This window comes from Pseudomonas sp. P116 (assembly GCF_020149425.1).
In the GTDB taxonomy this organism is placed as follows: domain Bacteria; phylum Pseudomonadota; class Gammaproteobacteria; order Pseudomonadales; family Pseudomonadaceae; genus Aquipseudomonas; species Aquipseudomonas anatoliensis.
Genome location: NZ_JACVHB010000003.1, coordinates 773291 through 790685 on the forward strand (window position 1 = coordinate 773291; position 17395 = coordinate 790685).

Consider the following 17395-nt stretch of genomic DNA (forward strand, 5'->3'; position numbering starts at 1 on the left):
GGTACTCCCTGTACCCGTAGGTCACTCCGACCCTGTAGCAGTCAGAACGTCCCGGCCCCCTGGTCATGCGCCGACCTTCATCGGGTGGGCGCAATAGAGGGCAGCGCAGGCGCTGCCCTCATGTTCAAACTCAGTACCACTTCGGATCTTTTTTCAAAGTTTCCATCAACAGATCCTGCATGCCCTGATCGGGTTTGCCGAAGAACCTGTAAGTGGCATGTCGCGTTGGCGACTTGTCGGACGGCAGGCCTTCGGGCACATCAACCAGCATGCCGTAGGCGTCGTCCTTGTCGAAGCTGAACGCAACGATCAAGCGATGATTGAGGCACTTGTCTGCATTTTCGCAGAGCGGGCCAACCAGATACTTGTCGCCATCCTCTTCCACAGCATTCATCTGCTGTTCGGAAGTGCCGGACAGGTTCATCACCCATTCCGGCAGGCGTTCTTCCTTCTTCACCACGCCTTCCCAGGTTTCCCTGTACTGCGGGTCGGAACTCAACAGCTCGTTGACCCGCGCCTGGCCGTCATTGGCCGCCATCGCCATGGCACTACCGCCCAGAAGCAGGGCGGCTGCCAGTGTCTTTAAAACGCTCATCGTCAACCTCGGCCGCGACGGCCCATGAAGAACGACACAACAAACATCACCAGGAACACGACAAAGAGAATCTTGGCGATACCCGTGGCGGTGCCCGCGATACCACCGAAGCCCAGTACTGCAGCGATGATGGCAATGATCAAGAATGTAATTGCCCAGCTCAACATGGTGATTCTCCTTACTTCTCTATTTAGGGATGTTGCGTGTTCCGGCGCATCGCGCCCGAATTCGTTTGATTCAATTAGAAAACCCAGCGCTCTTCACGTGGCAGCTGATCCATTGGCTGCGCCTGGTCGACGTCCATCATGCGCATCGAAGCGTTTTCTGCTGCAGTGCTGCTAACGGCACTGAAGTGCTTCTGCGTGCTGTGCTGGATCGAGATCAGCGGCTCAGGTTTCTGGCTGTTTTCCCAGCTCAGGTATTGCTGGCACGCGATCAGGGTGATCAACAGCGCGAGCACGCCAAACAGGCCTTGCTGGATATGCAAAGGCGAGATACGCATTTGGGCGGCACGTTGGCGAGTCATCCTGGGTTCCTCACGCTTATTCGGTTGGGGCAGTTCTGATCTGCCCGGGATGAATAAGGTATTGCAGCCTGCATGCCAGTTTTTTATCTTAAAAATAACCAATAAAAACAATGACTTAAGTGGGTGTGAAAAATTTCAGGGGACGCATCCTGCACGATGGAGCATCTGTGGTCGTGCGCAATGCACGATTTTTTCGTAGGAGAATTCATTCTTATGGAATTGAGAGCGGGGCGCAGATGTCAGAAAAGGACGCAGGGAAAGGCCTGCAAAGCGGTGATTGTTTAAAAATTCAACAAAATCAGTGGATTAGCCGTAAAGGCAGGAGAGGGCTACCCTCCTATGGCTGGCATCGTTCAGAATCAACCATGCAACTTGCCCGATTTTTCCGGGCTTAACTCAAGATCAATCACTATGGAGCGTAGGAAAAATGGAATCTGCCACTGAGCAACAAGGCCGCATTCTGCTGGTGGATGATGAATCCGCCATCCTGCGAACTTTCCGCTATTGCCTCGAAGACGAAGGTTATACGGTGGCCACCGCCAACAGCGCGGCTCAGGCCGAGGCACTGCTGCAACGTCAGGTCTTCGACCTGTGCTTCCTTGATTTACGTCTGGGCGAAGACAATGGCCTCGACGTATTGGCGCAAATGCGCATTCAGGCACCGTGGATGCGGGTAGTGATCGTCACCGCTCACTCGGCTGTCGACACGGCCGTGGATGCGATCCAGGCTGGTGCCGCCGACTACCTGGTGAAACCGTGCAGCCCGGATCAATTGCGCCTGGCGACTGCCAAGCAATTGGAAGTGCGCCAGCTCTCGGCGCGTCTTGAAGCGCTTGAAGGCGAAATCCGCAAGCCCAAGGACGGCCTCGATTCCCACAGCCCGGCGATGAAAGTGGTGCTGGAAACCGCGCGGCAAGTGGCCGGTACCGATGCCAACATTCTTATTCTTGGCGAGTCCGGCACTGGTAAAGGTGAGTTGGCCCGAGCGATTCACGGCTGGAGCAAACGCGAGAAGAAATCCTGTGTGACCATCAACTGCCCGTCGCTGACCGCCGAGCTGATGGAAAGCGAGTTGTTCGGCCACAGTCGCGGGGCGTTTACCGGCGCCAGCGAAAGTACCTTGGGTCGAGTCAACCAGGCAGACGGCGGCACACTGTTTCTCGACGAGATCGGCGATTTTCCCCTGACGTTGCAACCCAAGTTGTTGCGGTTCATTCAGGACAAGGAGTACGAGCGGGTGGGTGACCCGGTGACTCGCCGCGCCGATGTGCGGATTCTGGCGGCGACCAACCTCAACCTTGAAGACATGGTGCGCGATGGCCGCTTCCGTGAAGATTTGCTGTATCGCCTGAACGTCATCACCTTGCACCTGCCGCCGTTGCGCGAGCGTGCCGAGGACATCCTGACGCTGGCCGACCGCTTTCTCGCGCGTTTCGTCAAAGAGTACGCACGTCCGGCGCGCGGTTTCAGTGACGAGGCCCGTGAGGCGCTACTCGGCTACCGTTGGCCGGGCAACATTCGCGAGCTGCGCAACGTGGTCGAGCGGGCGAGCATCATCTGCCCGCAGGAACGGGTGGAGATCACTCACCTGGGCATGGCTGAGCAACCGGCCAACAACGCGCCACGCGTCGGTGCCGCGCTGAGTCTGGATGAGTTGGAGAAAGCCCACATCGGCGCAGTACTCGCCACCGCCGGCACTCTGGATCAAGCCGCGAAAACCCTGGGCATCGACGCCTCGACGCTGTATCGCAAGCGTAAGCAGTACAACCTGTGAGTGCCCGTCGATGAAACTGGCGATGAAGTTGCGGACCCGGTTGTTCCTGAGCATTTCGGCGCTGATCACCGTGGCCTTGCTTGGGCTGCTGCTCGGGCTGGTCAGCGTGATGCAGATGGCCGGCACTCAGGAAACATTGATCCGCAACAACTTTGTAACCCTCGACCTGGGGCTGAAACTGCGCCAGACCCTCGGCGATCAACTGATCATGATGCTCGCCGAGAAACCTGACCCGGTGGCGTTCGAAGCGTCCAAACAACATTATTTCCAGTTGCTTGACGAAGGCATTGCTCAGGAAGAGGAGGGCGATGGCCGTCATTACGGGTTCTCGCAGGCCAAATCCGATTATCTGAAGTTTCTCCAGGTGTTTGATCAGTCCCGTGACCCGGGTTCGGCCCTGAGTGGCAATGGTGATCTTCGTGAACGCTTCAACATCTTGCGCAATGGCTTGATCGCCGAGCACAAGCAGGCGCTCGACAATATCAATTCGGTACAGCACGCGGCGCGTGACCGGGCGTTGCTGATTGCGAGCCTGCTCGGGTTGGTCGGGCTGGCGGTGTTGATCATCGGGTTCGTTACCGCCCACGGGATTTCCCGACGCTTTGGTGCGCCCATCGAGGCGCTGGCCAAAGCGGCCGATAACATCGGCCAAGGCAATTTTGAAGTGGTCCTGCCGACGTCCTCGGCCATGGAAGTGAATTTGCTGTCGCGCCGCTTCGGGCTGATGGCTGAAGCGCTGCGCGAGCATCAGGCCACCAACGTCGATGAGCTGCTTGCCGGCCAGCAACGCTTGCAAGCGGTACTCGACAGCATCGACGACGGCTTGTTGATGATCGACCGCCAAGGCCATCTCGAGCACCTCAACCCGGTCGCCCAGCGCCAATTGGGCTGGGACGACGACCGTCTCGGCCAAGGCTTGGGCAGCGCACTCGAGCGGCCGGAACTGGATGAGCAGCTGCAACTGGTGCTGCGCGGCGGCACCCTGGAGCGGGCGCCGGAAGACTTGAGTATCGAGGTCGACGGCGAATCGCGACTGCTGACTTACAGCCTGACCCCGGTCAGCCACACTCAGGGTCACATTCTTGGCGCGGTGATGGTGTTGCACGATGTCACCGAGCAAAGGGCCTTCGAGCGGGTGCGCAGCGAGTTTGTCCTGCGCGCCTCCCATGAACTGCGTACGCCGGTCACCGGCATGCACATGGCGTTCGGGCTGTTCCGCGAGCGGGCGAAGTTTGCGCCGGAGTCCCGCGAGGCCGACCTGCTCGATACCGTGAATGAAGAAATGCAGCGCCTGATGCAGTTGATCAATGACTTGCTCAACTTCTCGCGTTACCAGAACGGCTTACAGAAACTGACGCTCGCGCCGTGTTCCATCGAAGATCTGCTGACGCAGGCGCAGTTACGCTTTGCCGATTTGGCGGCGGAAAAAGGCATCGATTTGACTGTGGAAGTACAAGGGCCATTGCCACGCTTGCAGGCTGACCAGGCACAGCTTGATCGGGTGCTCGACAACCTGATCGATAACGCCTTGCGCCATACCGCCCGTGACGGCCAGATCCGTTTGCAGGCCCGTCGCCATGGCGAGAGGGTGATCATCAGCGTCGAAGATAATGGCGAAGGCATTGCTTACGGCCAGCAGGGGCGGATCTTCGAGCCGTTCGTTCAGGTCGGGCGCAAGAAGGGCGGGGCCGGGCTCGGCTTGGCGCTGTGCAAGGAGATTGTTCAGTTGCATGGTGGAAGGATGGGCGTTTATTCGCGGCCGGGGCAGGGTACGCAGTTTTATATGGCGTTGGCGGTTTAGGCTTCGTCATCCATCCGGCGTCCCGCAAGCCGCCGTCCGCGGGTGATCAGTTCGATGAACTGCACCGCGCTCAGGGCATGGGCGAACAGCCAGCCCTGACCGAACTTCACGCCTTCGCTGCTGAGCAATTCGGCTTGTGATTCCAGCTCGATCCCTTCGGCAATCACCTTCAGATCCAAGGCCTGCGCCATGTGAATGATGTGCGGAGCGACGCCGCTGCTGGCGGCGTCATGGCCGAGCGCGTCGATAAACGCCTTGTCGATTTTCAGGCAATCCACCGGCAGGGTTTGCAGGTAGGCGAGGCTGCAATAGCCGGTGCCGAAATCGTCGATCAGCACTTGATGGCCCACATCGCGCAGCGCTTGCAGGTTTTCCCGGGCGACCACGACATCAATCAAGCCGCGTTCAGTCACTTCGAAGGCAATCTGCTTGGCTGCCACTCTGTGCAGGCTCAGCAGCCGCGCCATGACCGGTCCGATGCGCGGCACCATCACGTCGCACGCGGCGAGGTTGACCGAGATATACAGCTGCGGATTGGCGCGCAGCACCGGGCCCAATTGCTCCAGTAAGCGCTGAAGGACAAAGTCGGTCATCTGGCGAATCTGCCCGGTGTTTTCCGCCAGCGGGATAAACAGGTCCGGGCTGGTCAAGGTGCCGTCCGGACGGCGCCAACGCAGCAAGGCCTCAGCGCCGACGCAGTTGCGGCTGTCGAGGTCGAAGATCGGTTGATAGAGCACTTGCAGTTCGCCACGGCGGATCGCTCCGTGCAGTTCGGCATCCAGTGACTGACGCTGGCGCACCAGCAAAAACATGCAGAACCCCACGACAGCGCCAAGCACCAGGCAGGCCGGGACCATCCACCACCAGATGGCGGGGATGTGCATGCCGGTGCGTGGCGTGATCAGCACCAACTGATATTCCGGGTTGTCGGTGGGCATGCGGTAGATCAAGCGACTCTGGGTCACTTGCAACGCGCCGCTGCTTTTTGGTGGCCAGGGTTCCGTTGGTGGCCATGTTTGCGCAGTGCCGAGCACCGGAATTGCGCGGGAGCCGTGGTCCAGCACCACCAGCAGGCTGCTGCCGGGCGAGAGGTCTACCATGTCGGTCAAATGCCCGCGCGAGGTGGCCACACGAAAATTGCCGCGCCCCAGCATCAGTGCCGCGCGGTTTTCGTCGGGTTCGGTGGTGGTGTTCAGCCAGTAGCTGTAGGTCGGGCCGATGATGTCCGGCGCGCGGAAAACCGACAGGCCTTCCTCGCGCGGACGGTTGGAGCAGATGCGCGAGGCGTCCATATAAGCCGCTTCATAGACGAAGCGATAGTTGAAGGTGACTTGCCGCAGCGTGGCGATCATTTCGTCGTCGCAACTGCGCAACGGCTGGGCTTCGAGGTCGTCGAGGCTTTCGCGTAATTGACCGAATAATTGCTCGAGACGGGCGAGAAAGCGTTCGCCCTGAGCGTTCATCACCTGGCTTTCACTTTGTTCGACTTGACGCATCGCCACGAACATTGCGCCGGCGAACAACAGGCTTGCACTGAGGACAGCCGCGATCATCGCCAAAAAACCTGGGCGATAAAACCAGCTACGCAGCGTCGCTCGGGTAGCAACCATCATGGAATATCCGAAGAATTACCAATGAGTTATAGCTGCTGATTGCAAGTTCGCCCTGACCGTCGGGCGGGCGTCATTATTTTGTCTGATTGAGCACCAGCAGCAGCGCCGCGGTTTGCGCGTCCGGGGTGCCGTCGAACCGCGAAGGGCGGAAGTGCATCTGGAATGCAGCGAGGACGTGGCGCGTCGCGACATCCAGCTCGCCAGTCTGCGGCGTTTCATAACCCAGATGCGCCAATTGCGCCTGGAACCAGCTGATGCTCGGCAGTTCGCCGCTGGTGAACAGCGCTTGCTGCCGCGCTACGGCCTGTTCGTTCGGCCACACACCCAGACCTTCGGCGGCGAGACGCTTCCACGGAAACAGTGGCCCTGGATCGAGCTTGCGCAGCGGCGCGATGTCGCTATGACCAATGATGTGTTGCGGGCTGATGCCGTTGCGTTTGCTGATGTCTTTGAGCAGGACGATCAGCGCTTGAATTTGCGCTTCGCTGTAGGGATACCACAGGCGCCCGGCCGGGGTGTCTTTGAAGCCCGGGTTGACGATTTCGATACCGATCGAGCTGGAGTTGAGCCAGGTGCGGCCCTGCCATTGGCTCTCACCGGCGTGCCAGGCGCGCTGGTTTTCGTCCATCAGCTTGTAGACGGTGGCGCGCTGGTCGTCACCGATCAGGTAGTGGCTGCTGACTTCACCGTGGGTCAGCAACTGCAGCGAACGCTCGAGCGACGCCGAGGTGTAATGCACGACCACGAACTGGATGCGGCTGTCGTAGTTGGCAGAAGGATGGCTGGTGTCATAACGCGGACCGCTGGCACAACCGGCCAGAACGAGTAACGACGCGAGGAGGGCAAAAAATTTCATGGTAGAGGGCAATTACGCAAGACAGTAATGCAACAGTGTAACGTACTGCCTTGCGTCGAGACGGTCAGCGGGCGGATTTAAACAAAATGGAACAATTTCTCAGCCCAGCTCAACTCGATTGCGCCCGGCATTTTTCGCCCGGTACAGCGCCTGATCGGCTCTTTTAAGCACCAGATCGCTGTGTTCCCCAGGTTTGAACGATGCCAGGCCCATGGAAATCGTGATCGTCACCCGTTCACCCTTGAAGTGGAAAGGGCACGCTTCGATCGCTGCGCGCAGGGTTTCCAACAGTTTTGCACCGACCGCTGGCGGGGTGGCCGGCATCAGCAGAACGAACTCTTCGCCACCGAAACGCGCGATGAAATCAGAACCGCGCAGGCGTTTGCGCAACACCGTGGCAATGATCTTCAGGACTTTGTCACCGGCCAGGTGGCCGTAGTTGTCGTTGATTCGCTTGAAGTGATCAAGGTCGAGCATTGCCAGGCTCAGCGTGTTGCCGTGCTGCTGCCATTGCTTGATCTCATGCTCGAGACGCTCGCTCCAGGCCGCGCGGTTGGGCAGGCTGGTGAGCGGATCGATAAGGGCCTTCTGGCGTTGCTCTTCAAGGTGTTCGCGGAAACCCTGGGCTTCTTGCTCCATGTGCGCCACGCGCTCGGACAAACCTTTGAGGCGCGCCGCGACTTCCTGCTCCCGGGCATCGCGCTGCTTCTGGTGTTGATCCATGGTCCCGAGCAAGCCTTCGAGATGATTTTCCAGCACCTGCTTGAGGTCATCCAGATCGGCAGCTTCCTGGACACTGGTCTGCAAGCCGTCGACTTGCTCACGGATCTGCGTGTCCATCGCCCGCGCCGCAGAACTGTTGTCGGCATGGCCTTCACTGGCGGCTTGCAAGTTGCTCTGGAACGCTTCGAGGCGTTCGTTGAGTTGCTGCAGATACGCTTCAAATTCGTGCTGGCCGCTGTCGGTAATCGCCAGCATCAACGTCGCCAGATCGTCGAGGATCGGGATCAGTTCGTACCAGTTCAAGCCGTGCTTGAGCCGCTCGCGCATGGCTTCGGCTTGTGGCCGGTGACGCTCGGGCAGGGTCAGGTCGTCGAGCAGACCGATCAGCGTGTCTTCGATGTGCTTGGCCACGGAGCTGTAGGACGGCTCTGGAGAATCCGGCAGAGCGAAGAGGATGTCGTGCTCGGATTGCTCCGGATCGATCGCCGCCAGTGCTTGAGCGATGGGCGGGGGCAGCGGCAGGGTGTCGAGGAACAGCGGCTCTTGATCGCCGGGGTGGATCAATTCGTCGGGGTTGAAGGCGACAGGTGAAATAACTGGCGTCGGAGCAGGTGCTGGAGCGGCTTCGGGCTCGGGCTCGATTGCGTCTGCTTCAGGCGTAGCTTTGATTACTTCGCTGGTCACCGTTGGCGGCACGAAGGTCGTTATGTGCGGTTCCCGCTGAGGCGCAAGCGCAGGTGTTTCGGATATCGCGGTTGGCGCGGCTTCCTGGGTAACGGCAGCGACCACTGCTGGTTCAGTGACTGCGACAGGCTCTGGGGCGGATTCGTGTGCTGGTGCAGCCGCCGGTTGTGCCGTCGGCGCAACTTGAGCTTGCGCCGTCGGTTCTGGCGCCTCCTCGCTATCACGGCTGCCGAACAGCCTTTGCAGCAACCCCGGCCGGCCTGGTTCGGCGGGTGTCTCCACCTGACTCAACGCCTTGCCCTGCAGGCCGCTGAGTTCGCCCAGCAGCAGCGGCAGTTCCCGGGCCTGACCGACACGGCCATCCAGTTGTTTGGCAAATTTCTTCAGGGGCTGGGCGACTTCCCGTGGCAGCGGCAACGCTTGCAACTGAGTCACCAGCGCGTTCAGTGCAGTGCTGACCTGATCGATCCGGGTTTCGCGCCGCTGCTCGGAATCGAGCACGGCTTTTTCCAGGCGCGGCAGCAGCGCGGCGAGGCCGGCGTCCATATCGTCAGTACGCACCACGTCGCGCATTTCTTTCATGCATTGATCAACGACGCGGTCGGTGCCCTCAGCGGCCAGCGTGCTGCGCACCAGGCCTCGACGCAGCAGGTCGAGCCTTGCGGCCCAACGGCGTTCGAGTTTGTCCTGTTGTTCGATGCTTTTGAGGTATTTCTCTTTCCAGCGCTGGGCTTCGTCGCTCATTCAGGGGTTCCGCGAGGGGCAGGACTCAACGCGGGCAATGCATCGGCCGTGAGCGAACCCGGCAGACGAATCTCTACCGCGACCGGCAGGTGATCGGAAATAGGTTGTGCCAGCACTTCGACCTTTTCCAGGGTCAGGGTCGGGCTGAGCAAAATATGATCAAGGCAACGCTGAGGACGCCAGCTGGGGAATGTCGCTTCCACCTGCGGGGCCAGCAGGCCGAGATCGCGTAACGGCGACTGTTGTAGCAGATCGCTGGCATGGGTGTTCATGTCGCCCATCAATATCTGATGTTTGTAGCCACCGATCAAATCACGAATGTAGGCCAGTTGCAGGCTGCGCGTTCGCGCGCCAAGGGCCAGATGCATCATCACCACCACCAGCGCTTCCGGGCCTTCGCCGAAGCGCAGCAGGATCGCGCCGCGACCTTTCGGGCCGGGCAGCGGATGATCTTCGATCGCCCACGGCTTGAGACGACTGAGCACGCCATTGCTGTGCTGGGCCAGTCGACCGAGGTTGCGATTGAGTTGTTGATACCAATAGGGGAAGGCGCCGAGATGGGCCAGGTGTTCGACTTGATTGACGTAGCCTGAGCGCAGGCTGCCGCCGTCGGCCTCCTGCAACGCGACCAGGTCGAAGTCGCCGAGCAGGTCGCCGATCTTCTGCAGATTGCCTGAGCGCCCGGTGTGCGGCAGCAGGTGCTGCCAGCTGCGGGTCAGGTAATGCCGATAACGCTCGGTGCTGATACCGACCTGAATATTGAAACTGAGCAAGCGCAGACGATGATCCGCTGGCAGGCCCGTGGACGCCAGGTGATGTTCGTTGACCTGCGGATCATGCAGGCCAACGATGCGTTCGGTCTTCCAGCGGCGCATGGCGGTTGCCGCGCTTAGTTGGCAGCAGCCTTGTTGGTGGCTCGCTCTTTGGCAACCAGTTGGTCGGCCAGTTTCAGCGCTTGCTCGGCACCACCGGCGGAGCCAATGTCGAAGCGGTATTTACCGTTGACGATCATGGTTGGCACGCCGGTAATCTCATACTTCTTGGCCAGTTCGCGAGCCTTGACGATCTGACCCTTGATGGCGAAAGAGTCGAAAGTGGCGAGGAACTTGTCCTTGTCCACGCCTTGAGTGGCGAGGAAGTCAGCCATGTCGTTCTTGTCGGTCAGCTTCTTGTGTTGTTTCTGGATCGCTTCAAACACGGCGCTGTGAACCTTGTGTTCGACACCCATTGCTTCCAGCGTCAGGAACATCTGGCCGTGAGCGTCCCATGGGCCGCCGAACATGGCTGGGATACGCACGAAGTTGACGTCGGATGGCAGTTTTTCAACCCACGGATTGATCACTGGCTCAAAGGAGTAGCAGTGCGGGCAGCCGTACCAGAACAGCTCTACCACTTCGATCTTGCCAGGGACGGCAACCGGCACCGGATTGCTCAGCTCTACATAAGGGGCGGCAGGGGCTTCAGCGGCCTGGGCAGTCACGCCGAACAGGCTGGCAGCGACGAGGGCGGCGCTGATGATCAGATTACGCATGCTTTACTCCTGGACAAATTGGGTCGCCTCGCGCGACCTGTTTTCAGACAGGCCTTGGCGGGCATGAGTTCTGTAGTGTAACGGCAGCGGCCACAAAAAAGGGCGGCCAAAGCCACCCTTTTTATACTTGCTGCGACGGATTAATCGAGCGTTAACGTTGCGCGAGATGTCCGTTGCAGTCAGGGCTCTTAATGCAGGCCCTGAATGTAGCTGGAGACCGCGGCGATGTCTTCATCGCTCAGGCGTTTGGCAATGGTCTGCATGGTCATCGTGTCACCATCGTTGGTGCGGCCGCCTTCTTCCTTGCGGAAATCGGTCAGCTGTTTGGCGATGTAGGAAGCGTGCTGGCCACCCAGGTGCGGGAAGCCGGCAGCGGCGTTGCCGGTGCCATTGGGCGAGTGGCAACCGGTGCAGGCTGGCAGGCCCTTGCTCAGGTTGCCACCACGAAACAGGGCTTCACCACGATCGACAAGCTTGGGATCGGCGGCGCCGACGCTGCCTTTCTGGCTGGCGAAGTAGGCAGCCATGTCGGCCATATCCTGATCGCTGAGGTTGGTCAGCAGACCAGTCATTTCCAGAACTACGCGCTTGCCCGACTTGATGTCGTGCAGTTGCTTGGTCAGGTAGCGTTCACCTTGACCGGCCAGCTTTGGAAAGTTTGGCGCCATGCTGTTCCCGTCCGGGCCATGGCAGGCTCCGCATACTGCGGCTTTCGCCTGACCTGCTGCGGCATCACCGGCAGCATGGGCGAAGCCTGAGATTCCCACGGTCAACAGCAGACTCACGATCAATTTGTTCATCAGCTAATCCAACTACGGCTAAGGGTTAAGAGTTATGGACCGGGCTTACTCGCTCATCCAAAGGATGATGGCTTGGTAATCCTCGGCACTGCAGTCCATGCACAAACCACGCGGCGGCATCGCCTTGAAACCCTGGGTCACGTGTTGCACCAGCGTCTCCATACCTTTCGCCAACCTCGGCGTCCAAGCTGCCTGATCGCCTCTTTTGGGCGCCATGGGTAGTTGGCCGGAATGACAGGCACTACAAACACGGTTGTACACGGCTTCCGGATCCTGTGTAGCCTGTGCGCTGTAAAGCGGCATCAAGACTCCGGCAGCCAGCAGCCATTTAAACGACCTTTTCAGGGTTGAGAGCGTTTTGCGTTCTAATGCGCAATCAAGGTCTGTCGCTCCCGTGAACTTCATCCTTCGCTGGGACAAAGCACACACAAAATCTGCGGCATTATATACTGGCGTCACTGAAACGGAAGCGACACCGCGTTCCGCGCCCATTCCCGGCGCCGCCCACATCGGAAATCCCATGCAGCTCAAAAATCCCATCCTCGGCCTGTGCCAACAGTCCACGTTCATGCTCAGTGCCGCCAAAGTCGATCAGTGCCCCGACGACGAAGGCTTTGAAGTGGCGTTCGCCGGTCGTTCCAACGCCGGTAAATCCAGCGCGCTGAACACCCTGACCCACGCCAGCCTGGCGCGTACCTCGAAAACTCCGGGTCGCACACAGCTGTTGAACTTCTTCAAGCTAGACGAAGATCGTCGTCTGGTCGACCTGCCGGGCTACGGTTATGCAAAAGTACCGATCCCGCTGAAGATGCACTGGCAGCGTCACCTTGAGGCTTACCTGGGTGGCCGCGAGAGTTTGAAGGGTCTGATTCTGATGATGGACATCCGTCATCCAATGACCGACTTCGACCTGCTGATGCTCGACTGGGCCGTTGCGGCCGGCATGCCGATGCACATTCTGCTGACCAAAGCCGACAAGCTGACCTACGGCGCAGCAAAGAACACGCTGCTCAAGGTGCAGGCGGAGATCCGTAAGGGTTGGGGTGATCTGGTGACTATCCAGCTGTTCTCGGCGCCAAAACGCATGGGCCTGGAAGAAGCCTACACGGTGTTGGCGGACTGGATGGAATTGGCAGACAAAGGCGCGGAAGCGGCGTCTGAGTAAAAGAATTTCAAAATTGTCTGTGGTGTCTTGCGTAGCACCACAGCCGATTTTTGGGCAAAAAAAGCCCCGGATTTCATTGGGGAGGGAGAAATTCCGGGGTTTAAGGTCCGAACCGCTAGGGCGGGGTTCAGATATCTGCCAACACTTAACACAACATAGGAGCATTGAAGGGCTTCACCAGCCATTCAGTAACTCTGAGTGGCCCGTAGCAAGATTAGTTCAGATTTTTTTCAAAAAGCTTTGGAATAAGCCCAAGAGCAATTCGGACTAAGCACCTTCCAACGGGTTTGCCGCGGCGCGATGCCGCAGCAGAACCGGCTCCAAATGGCTTAGTGCGCCTCATCCCAGTTATTGCCCACACCCACTTCGACCAGCAGCGGCACATCCAGCTTCGCTGCTTCGCTCATGTGCTGACGAATTTCGGTGCTGACCTGCTCAACCAGATCCTCGCGAACCTCCAGCACCAGTTCATCGTGCACCTGCAGGATGACTCGCGCGTCCAGCCCCGATGTCGTCAGCCAGTTATCCACCGCCACCATGGCTTTTTTGATGATGTCTGCTGCTGTGCCCTGCATCGGCGCGTTGATCGCCGTGCGTTCAGCGGCAGCGCGTTCCTGCGGCTTGTTGGAGTTGATTTCCGGCAAGTACAGGCGACGGCCGAAGAACGTTTCGACATAGCCCTGATCCGCAGCCTGTGCGCGGGTGCGATCCATGTACTCGCGAACGCCCGGATAACGCGCGAAATAGGTGTCGATGTAGGCTTTGGCCGTTTTAGTGTCGACGCCAATGTCCTTGCCGAGTTTCTGTGCGCCCATGCCATAGATCAGGCCGAAGTTGATCGCCTTGGCGCCACGGCGCTGGTCGGAGGACACTTCGTTGAGCTCGACCTTGAACACTTCCGCAGCGGTGGCGGTGTGCACGTCCAGATTGTTGCGGAAGGCGTTCATCAAGCCTCCGTCCTTGGACAGGTGCGCCATGATCCGCAGTTCGATCTGCGAATAGTCCGCCGCCAGCAGTTTGTAGCCTTTCGGCGCGACGAAGGCCTGACGGATGCGTCGGCCTTCAGCGGTACGCACCGGGATGTTCTGCAGGTTCGGATCGCTGGAGGACAGGCGCCCGGTCGATGCTACGGCCTGATGGTACGAGGTGTGGACGCGCCCGGTGCGCGGGTTGATCTGCTCCGGCAGACGATCGGTGTAGGTGCTTTTCAGCTTGCTCATGGAGCGATGCGCCATCAGCACTTTCGGCAAGCGGTGATCGTCTTCGGCGAGTTTTGCCAGCACTTCCTCGGCAGTAGACGGCTGGCCCTTGGCGGTTTTTTTCAGAACCGGCAGGCCGAGTTTCTCGTAGAGAATCACGCCAAGCTGCTTCGGCGAGCCCAGGTTGAATTCTTCCCCGGCGATCTCGAAGGCTTCGCGCTCCAGCGCGACCATCTTGTTGCCCAGTTCGATGCTCTGGATACCGAGCAGCTCGGCATCGACGAATGCGCCCTGGCGCTCAATGCGCGCCAGCACCGGTACCAATGGAATCTCGATGTCGGTCAGCACGCTGGCCAGGCTTGGAATGGCGCTGAGTTTTTCGAACAGGGTCTGGTGCAGACGCAACGTGATGTCGGCGTCTTCGGCGGCATACGGCCCCGCCTGCTCCAGCGCAATTTGATCGAAGGTCAGTTGCTTGGCGCCCTTGCCGGCGATGTCCTGGAAACTCACCGTGGTGTGGTCCAGGTACTTCTGCGCGAGGCTGTCCATGTCGTGGCGGGTGGCGGTGGAGTTGAGCACGTAGGACTCAAGCATCGTGTCGAAGGCGACGCCGCGCACGGTGATGCCTTCGTTCTGATCGCCGCCGATGGCGCAGTTGGCCAGAATGTTCATGTCGAACTTGGCGTGCTGGCCGACCTTGAGTTTGTTCGGGTCTTCGAGAATCGGCTTGAGCGCGCGCAGTACGGTGTCGCGATCCAGTTGCTCCGGCACGCCGATGTAGGAGTGGGTCAGCGGAATGTACGCCGCTTCGTTGGCCTGCACCGCGAACGACAGACCGACAAGCTGCGCCTGCTGCGCATCGATACCGGTGGTTTCAGTGTCGAAGGCGAACAGTTTGGCTTTCTTGAGTTTTTCCAGCCAGACGTCAAAACGCACCTGATCAAGGATGGTTTCATAAGCAGCTGCAGCCGGAGCGGCCGGGGCCTCGGCCTCTGGCGCGCTGAACAGATCGCCCGCTGGCTCAGGCGCCGCAGCGCTGCTCAGCTCCAGGCGTTTGGCGTCGCGATCGAGATCGTTGATCCAGCTCTTGAATTCCAGCAGCGTGTACAGCTCGTAGAGTTTGGCCGGATCTTCGGCGCGCATCTGCAAATCGTCGAGTTCGACGTCCAGCGGCACGTCGATCTTGATGGTCGCCAGTTGATAGGAGAGGAAAGCCATCTCCTTGTGTTCTTCGAGCTTGGCCGGCAGGGTTTTGGCGCCGCGAATCGGCAGGGTCGGCACGATGTCGAGCTGCGCATACAGTTCGGTCAGGCCACCGTTGACGCCGACCAGCAGGCCGGATGCTGTTTTCGGGCCAATGCCGGGAACGCCCGGAATGTTGTCGGACGAATCACCCATCAGCGCCAGATAATCGATGATCTGCTCCGGAGCGACGCCGAATTTCTCCTTCACGCCCTCCACATCCATCGAGCTACCGGACATGGTATTGACCAAGGTAATGTGGCCATCGACCAGTTGCGCCATGTCCTTGTCGCCGGTGGAGATGATCACCGGGCGATCCGCCGCCGCGCTGCTGCGGGCCAGCGTGCCGATCACGTCGTCGGCCTCGACGCCTTCCACGCACAGCAGCGGGAAGCCGAGGGCGATCACGCTCTGGTGCAGGGGCTCGATCTGTACACGCATGTCGTCGGGCATGCTCGGGCGGTTGGCCTTGTATTCGGCGTACATCTCATCGCGAAATGTGCCGCCCTTGGCGTCGAAAACCACGGCGAACGGACTGTCCGGGTACTGCTTGCGCAGACTTTTGAGCATGTTCAGCACGCCCTTGACCGCACCGGTCGGAAGACCTTTGGAGGTGGTCAAAGGAGGCAGGGCGTGGAAAGCGCGGTACAGGTAAGACGAACCGTCCACCAGGACGAGGGGGGCTTGGCTCATGAGCAGAATCAACCTTTTCGGCGGGCCCGGCGCTAGAATAGCGGGACCGTTGACGACAAAGGGACAAGGTTATCATGCGTACGTTAAATCGCTTGCTGCTGGTCGGGTTGATTGCTGCTTCACCATTGGCCGCGATGGCGGCGGATGATGCGCCGACGGGGGACCCCGAAGTAACCATTCGCACGGAAGGCGACAAGACCATTCAGGAGTATCGACAAAACGGTTTCCTGTATGCGATCAAAGTCACGCCGAAGGGCGCACCGCCGTACTTTCTTGTGCGCGCAGACGGGACGGATGCGAACTTCATTCGCTCGGATCAGCCGGATATGCTGATTCCGTCGTGGAAGATTTTCGAATGGAAGTAGTCTCTTAATTTTAATCGGCGCCGCGTTGATGGCGGCGCCCGAACTGAGCAGTTTTTAACCATGTCTGTGTTCACCCCCCTGGCTCGGCCCGAGCTGGAAACCTTTCTCGCCCCTTACGGGCTTGGCCGTCTGCTTGATTTCCAGGGGATTGCCGCCGGCAGCGAAAACACCAATTTCTTCATCAGCCTGGAGCAGGGCGAATTCGTCCTGACCCTGGTCGAACGCGGCCCGGTGCAGGAGATGCCGTTCTTCATCGACTTGCTCGATGTGCTGCACGAAGCTGATCTGCCGGTGCCGTACGCACTGCGCACCACCGACGGCGTGGCACTGCGTGAACTCAAAGGCAAGCCGGCGTTGCTGCAACCGCGTCTGGCCGGCAAGCACATCAAAGTCGCCAACGCCCAACATTGCGCGCAGGTCGGCGAGTTGCAGGCGCATCTGCACCTGGCGACCCAGGGTGAGCACATGATCAAGCGCAAGACCGATCGTGGCCTCGACTGGATGCTGGAGGAGGGCACCGCGTTGCTCTCGCACCTGAGCGATGCGCCGCGCGCGCTGCTGCAAAAGGCGCTGGATGAGATCATTGCGCGCAAAGACAAGATTCTCGCGCTGCCTCGGGCGAATATTCACGCCGACCTGTTTCGCGACAACGCGATGTTCGAAGGCACGCACCTGACCGGGCTGATCGACTTCTACAACGCCTGCTCGGGGCCGATGCTCTATGACGTGGCGATTGCGCTGAACGATTGGTGTTCGGACGATGATGGTCTGATCGATGGCCCGCGTGCCCGTGCTTTCCTCGGCGCCTACGCGGCGCTACGGCCGTTTACGGCGGCAGAGGCTGAGTTGTGGCCGACCATGCTGCGGGTGGCATGTGTGCGGTTCTGGCTGTCGCGGTTGATCGCGGCCGAACAGTTTGCCGGGCAGGATGTGCTGATTCACGATCCGCAGGAGTTTGAGCAGCGGTTGGCGCAGCGGCAGGTTGTGAGTATCCATCTGCCTTTCGCCCTTTAAGATCAAAAGATCGCAGCCTTCGGCAGCTCCTACAGTGGGCACTGTGTAGGAGCTGTCGAAGGCTGCGATC

16 protein-coding genes are annotated in these 17395 nt (G+C 59.6%); 5 read left to right on the forward strand and 11 right to left on the reverse strand.

The window, feature by feature from the left end; genetic code table 11:
- Positions 1-130 precede the first annotated feature (130 nt).
- The 3 genes from ICA15_RS13975 to ICA15_RS13985 form a co-directional block, all read right to left on the reverse strand.
- Positions 131-595 (reverse strand): inhibitor of vertebrate lysozyme family protein, encoded by a 465-nt coding sequence (locus ICA15_RS13975; RefSeq protein WP_150616997.1) that lies wholly within the window; start codon positions 593-595, stop codon positions 131-133.
- 2 nt (positions 596-597) lie between these two features.
- Entirely contained in the window at positions 598-762 is a 165-nt protein-coding gene (locus tag ICA15_RS13980) for a DUF1328 domain-containing protein (RefSeq protein WP_042556943.1), read from the reverse strand.
- Positions 763-836: 74 nt separating this feature from the next.
- Entirely contained in the window at positions 837-1121 is a 285-nt protein-coding gene (locus ICA15_RS13985) for a hypothetical protein (RefSeq protein WP_150605070.1), read from the reverse strand.
- A 427-nt stretch (positions 1122-1548) separates the two neighbouring features.
- Between ICA15_RS13985 and algB the strand changes: the two genes are divergently transcribed.
- Complete coding sequence (gene algB / locus ICA15_RS13990) at positions 1549-2895, forward strand: sigma-54-dependent response regulator transcription factor AlgB (RefSeq protein WP_042556945.1); 1347 nt, start codon at positions 1549-1551, stop codon at positions 2893-2895.
- Between the two features lie 10 nt (positions 2896-2905).
- Positions 2906-4696 carry a KinB sensor domain-containing domain gene (locus ICA15_RS13995; protein ID WP_150605071.1) on the forward strand — a complete coding sequence of 597 codons (1791 nt, stop codon included), beginning with the start codon at positions 2906-2908 and terminating at the stop codon, positions 4694-4696.
- On the opposite strand, the gene ICA15_RS14000 is transcribed toward ICA15_RS13995, so the two are convergent.
- From ICA15_RS14000 to ICA15_RS14030, 7 genes are all read right to left on the reverse strand, one after another.
- Positions 4693-6306 (reverse strand): EAL domain-containing protein, encoded by a 1614-nt coding sequence (locus ICA15_RS14000; protein ID WP_411959654.1) that lies wholly within the window; start codon positions 6304-6306, stop codon positions 4693-4695. The two genes, ICA15_RS13995 and ICA15_RS14000, sit on opposite strands and share 4 nt — an antisense overlap.
- Positions 6307-6382: 76 nt before the next feature.
- Complete coding sequence (locus ICA15_RS14005) at positions 6383-7165, reverse strand: N-acetylmuramoyl-L-alanine amidase (RefSeq protein ID WP_150617000.1); 783 nt, start codon at positions 7163-7165, stop codon at positions 6383-6385.
- 99 nt (positions 7166-7264) lie between these two features.
- Positions 7265-9316: a GGDEF domain-containing protein gene (locus ICA15_RS14010; RefSeq protein WP_210553239.1), complete on the reverse strand. Its 2052-nt coding sequence runs from the start codon at positions 9314-9316 to the stop codon at positions 7265-7267.
- On the reverse strand, positions 9313-10191 hold the full coding sequence (locus ICA15_RS14015; RefSeq protein WP_150593283.1) for an endonuclease/exonuclease/phosphatase family protein: 879 nt from the start codon (positions 10189-10191) through the stop codon (positions 9313-9315). Before ICA15_RS14015 ends, ICA15_RS14010 begins: the two co-directional genes overlap by 4 nt.
- 14 nt (positions 10192-10205) lie before the next feature.
- Positions 10206-10847, reverse strand: a complete 642-nt coding sequence (gene dsbA / locus ICA15_RS14020) for a thiol:disulfide interchange protein DsbA (RefSeq protein ID WP_150605075.1) — start codon at positions 10845-10847, stop codon at positions 10206-10208.
- Between the two features lie 188 nt (positions 10848-11035).
- On the reverse strand, positions 11036-11647 hold the full coding sequence (locus tag ICA15_RS14025) for a c-type cytochrome (protein ID WP_150605076.1): 612 nt from the start codon (positions 11645-11647) through the stop codon (positions 11036-11038).
- 45 nt (positions 11648-11692) lie between these two features.
- Positions 11693-11950 carry a c-type cytochrome gene (locus tag ICA15_RS14030; protein WP_210553562.1) on the reverse strand — a complete coding sequence of 86 codons (258 nt, stop codon included), beginning with the start codon at positions 11948-11950 and terminating at the stop codon, positions 11693-11695.
- Positions 11951-12167: 217 nt separating this feature from the next.
- On the opposite strand from ICA15_RS14030, the gene yihA reads away from it, so the two are divergent.
- Positions 12168-12812: a ribosome biogenesis GTP-binding protein YihA/YsxC gene (yihA, locus tag ICA15_RS14035; protein ID WP_150617002.1), complete on the forward strand. Its 645-nt coding sequence runs from the start codon at positions 12168-12170 to the stop codon at positions 12810-12812.
- Positions 12813-13141: 329 nt separating this feature from the next.
- On the opposite strand, the gene polA is transcribed toward yihA, so the two are convergent.
- Entirely contained in the window at positions 13142-15946 is a 2805-nt protein-coding gene (gene polA / locus ICA15_RS14040) for a DNA polymerase I (protein WP_210553238.1), read from the reverse strand.
- Positions 15947-16020: 74 nt separating this feature from the next.
- Between polA and ICA15_RS14045 the strand changes: the two genes are divergently transcribed.
- Both ICA15_RS14045 and ICA15_RS14050 read left to right on the forward strand, forming a co-directional pair.
- Positions 16021-16311, forward strand: a complete 291-nt coding sequence (locus tag ICA15_RS14045) for a DUF2782 domain-containing protein (RefSeq protein WP_042556955.1) — start codon at positions 16021-16023, stop codon at positions 16309-16311.
- A gap of 60 nt (positions 16312-16371) precedes the next feature.
- Complete coding sequence (locus ICA15_RS14050; protein ID WP_210553237.1) at positions 16372-17325, forward strand: homoserine kinase; 954 nt, start codon at positions 16372-16374, stop codon at positions 17323-17325.
- Positions 17326-17395: the final 70 nt, after the last annotated feature.

Bases quoted from the DNA above. Each gene is read 5' to 3' on its own strand.
- ICA15_RS13975 (WP_150616997.1), bottom strand. From the start codon at position 595: ATGAGCGTTTTAAAGACACTGGCAGCCGCCCTGCTTCTGGGCGGTAGT.
- ICA15_RS13980 (WP_042556943.1), bottom strand. From the start codon at position 762: ATGTTGAGCTGGGCAATTACATTCTTGATCATTGCCATCATCGCTGCA.
- ICA15_RS13985 (WP_150605070.1), bottom strand. From the start codon at position 1,121: ATGACTCGCCAACGTGCCGCCCAAATGCGTATCTCGCCTTTGCATATC.
- algB (WP_042556945.1), top strand. From the start codon at position 1,549: ATGGAATCTGCCACTGAGCAACAAGGCCGCATTCTGCTGGTGGATGAT.
- ICA15_RS13995 (WP_150605071.1), top strand. From the start codon at position 2,906: ATGAAACTGGCGATGAAGTTGCGGACCCGGTTGTTCCTGAGCATTTCG.
- ICA15_RS14000 (WP_411959654.1), bottom strand. From the start codon at position 6,306: ATGGTTGCTACCCGAGCGACGCTGCGTAGCTGGTTTTATCGCCCAGGT.
- ICA15_RS14005 (WP_150617000.1), bottom strand. From the start codon at position 7,165: ATGAAATTTTTTGCCCTCCTCGCGTCGTTACTCGTTCTGGCCGGTTGT.
- ICA15_RS14010 (WP_210553239.1), bottom strand. From the start codon at position 9,316: ATGAGCGACGAAGCCCAGCGCTGGAAAGAGAAATACCTCAAAAGCATC.
- ICA15_RS14015 (WP_150593283.1), bottom strand. From the start codon at position 10,191: ATGCGCCGCTGGAAGACCGAACGCATCGTTGGCCTGCATGATCCGCAG.
- dsbA (WP_150605075.1), bottom strand. From the start codon at position 10,847: ATGCGTAATCTGATCATCAGCGCCGCCCTCGTCGCTGCCAGCCTGTTC.
- ICA15_RS14025 (WP_150605076.1), bottom strand. From the start codon at position 11,647: ATGAACAAATTGATCGTGAGTCTGCTGTTGACCGTGGGAATCTCAGGC.
- ICA15_RS14030 (WP_210553562.1), bottom strand. From the start codon at position 11,950: ATGCCGCTTTACAGCGCACAGGCTACACAGGATCCGGAAGCCGTGTAC.
- yihA (WP_150617002.1), top strand. From the start codon at position 12,168: ATGCAGCTCAAAAATCCCATCCTCGGCCTGTGCCAACAGTCCACGTTC.
- polA (WP_210553238.1), bottom strand. From the start codon at position 15,946: ATGAGCCAAGCCCCCCTCGTCCTGGTGGACGGTTCGTCTTACCTGTAC.
- ICA15_RS14045 (WP_042556955.1), top strand. From the start codon at position 16,021: ATGCGTACGTTAAATCGCTTGCTGCTGGTCGGGTTGATTGCTGCTTCA.
- ICA15_RS14050 (WP_210553237.1), top strand. From the start codon at position 16,372: ATGTCTGTGTTCACCCCCCTGGCTCGGCCCGAGCTGGAAACCTTTCTC.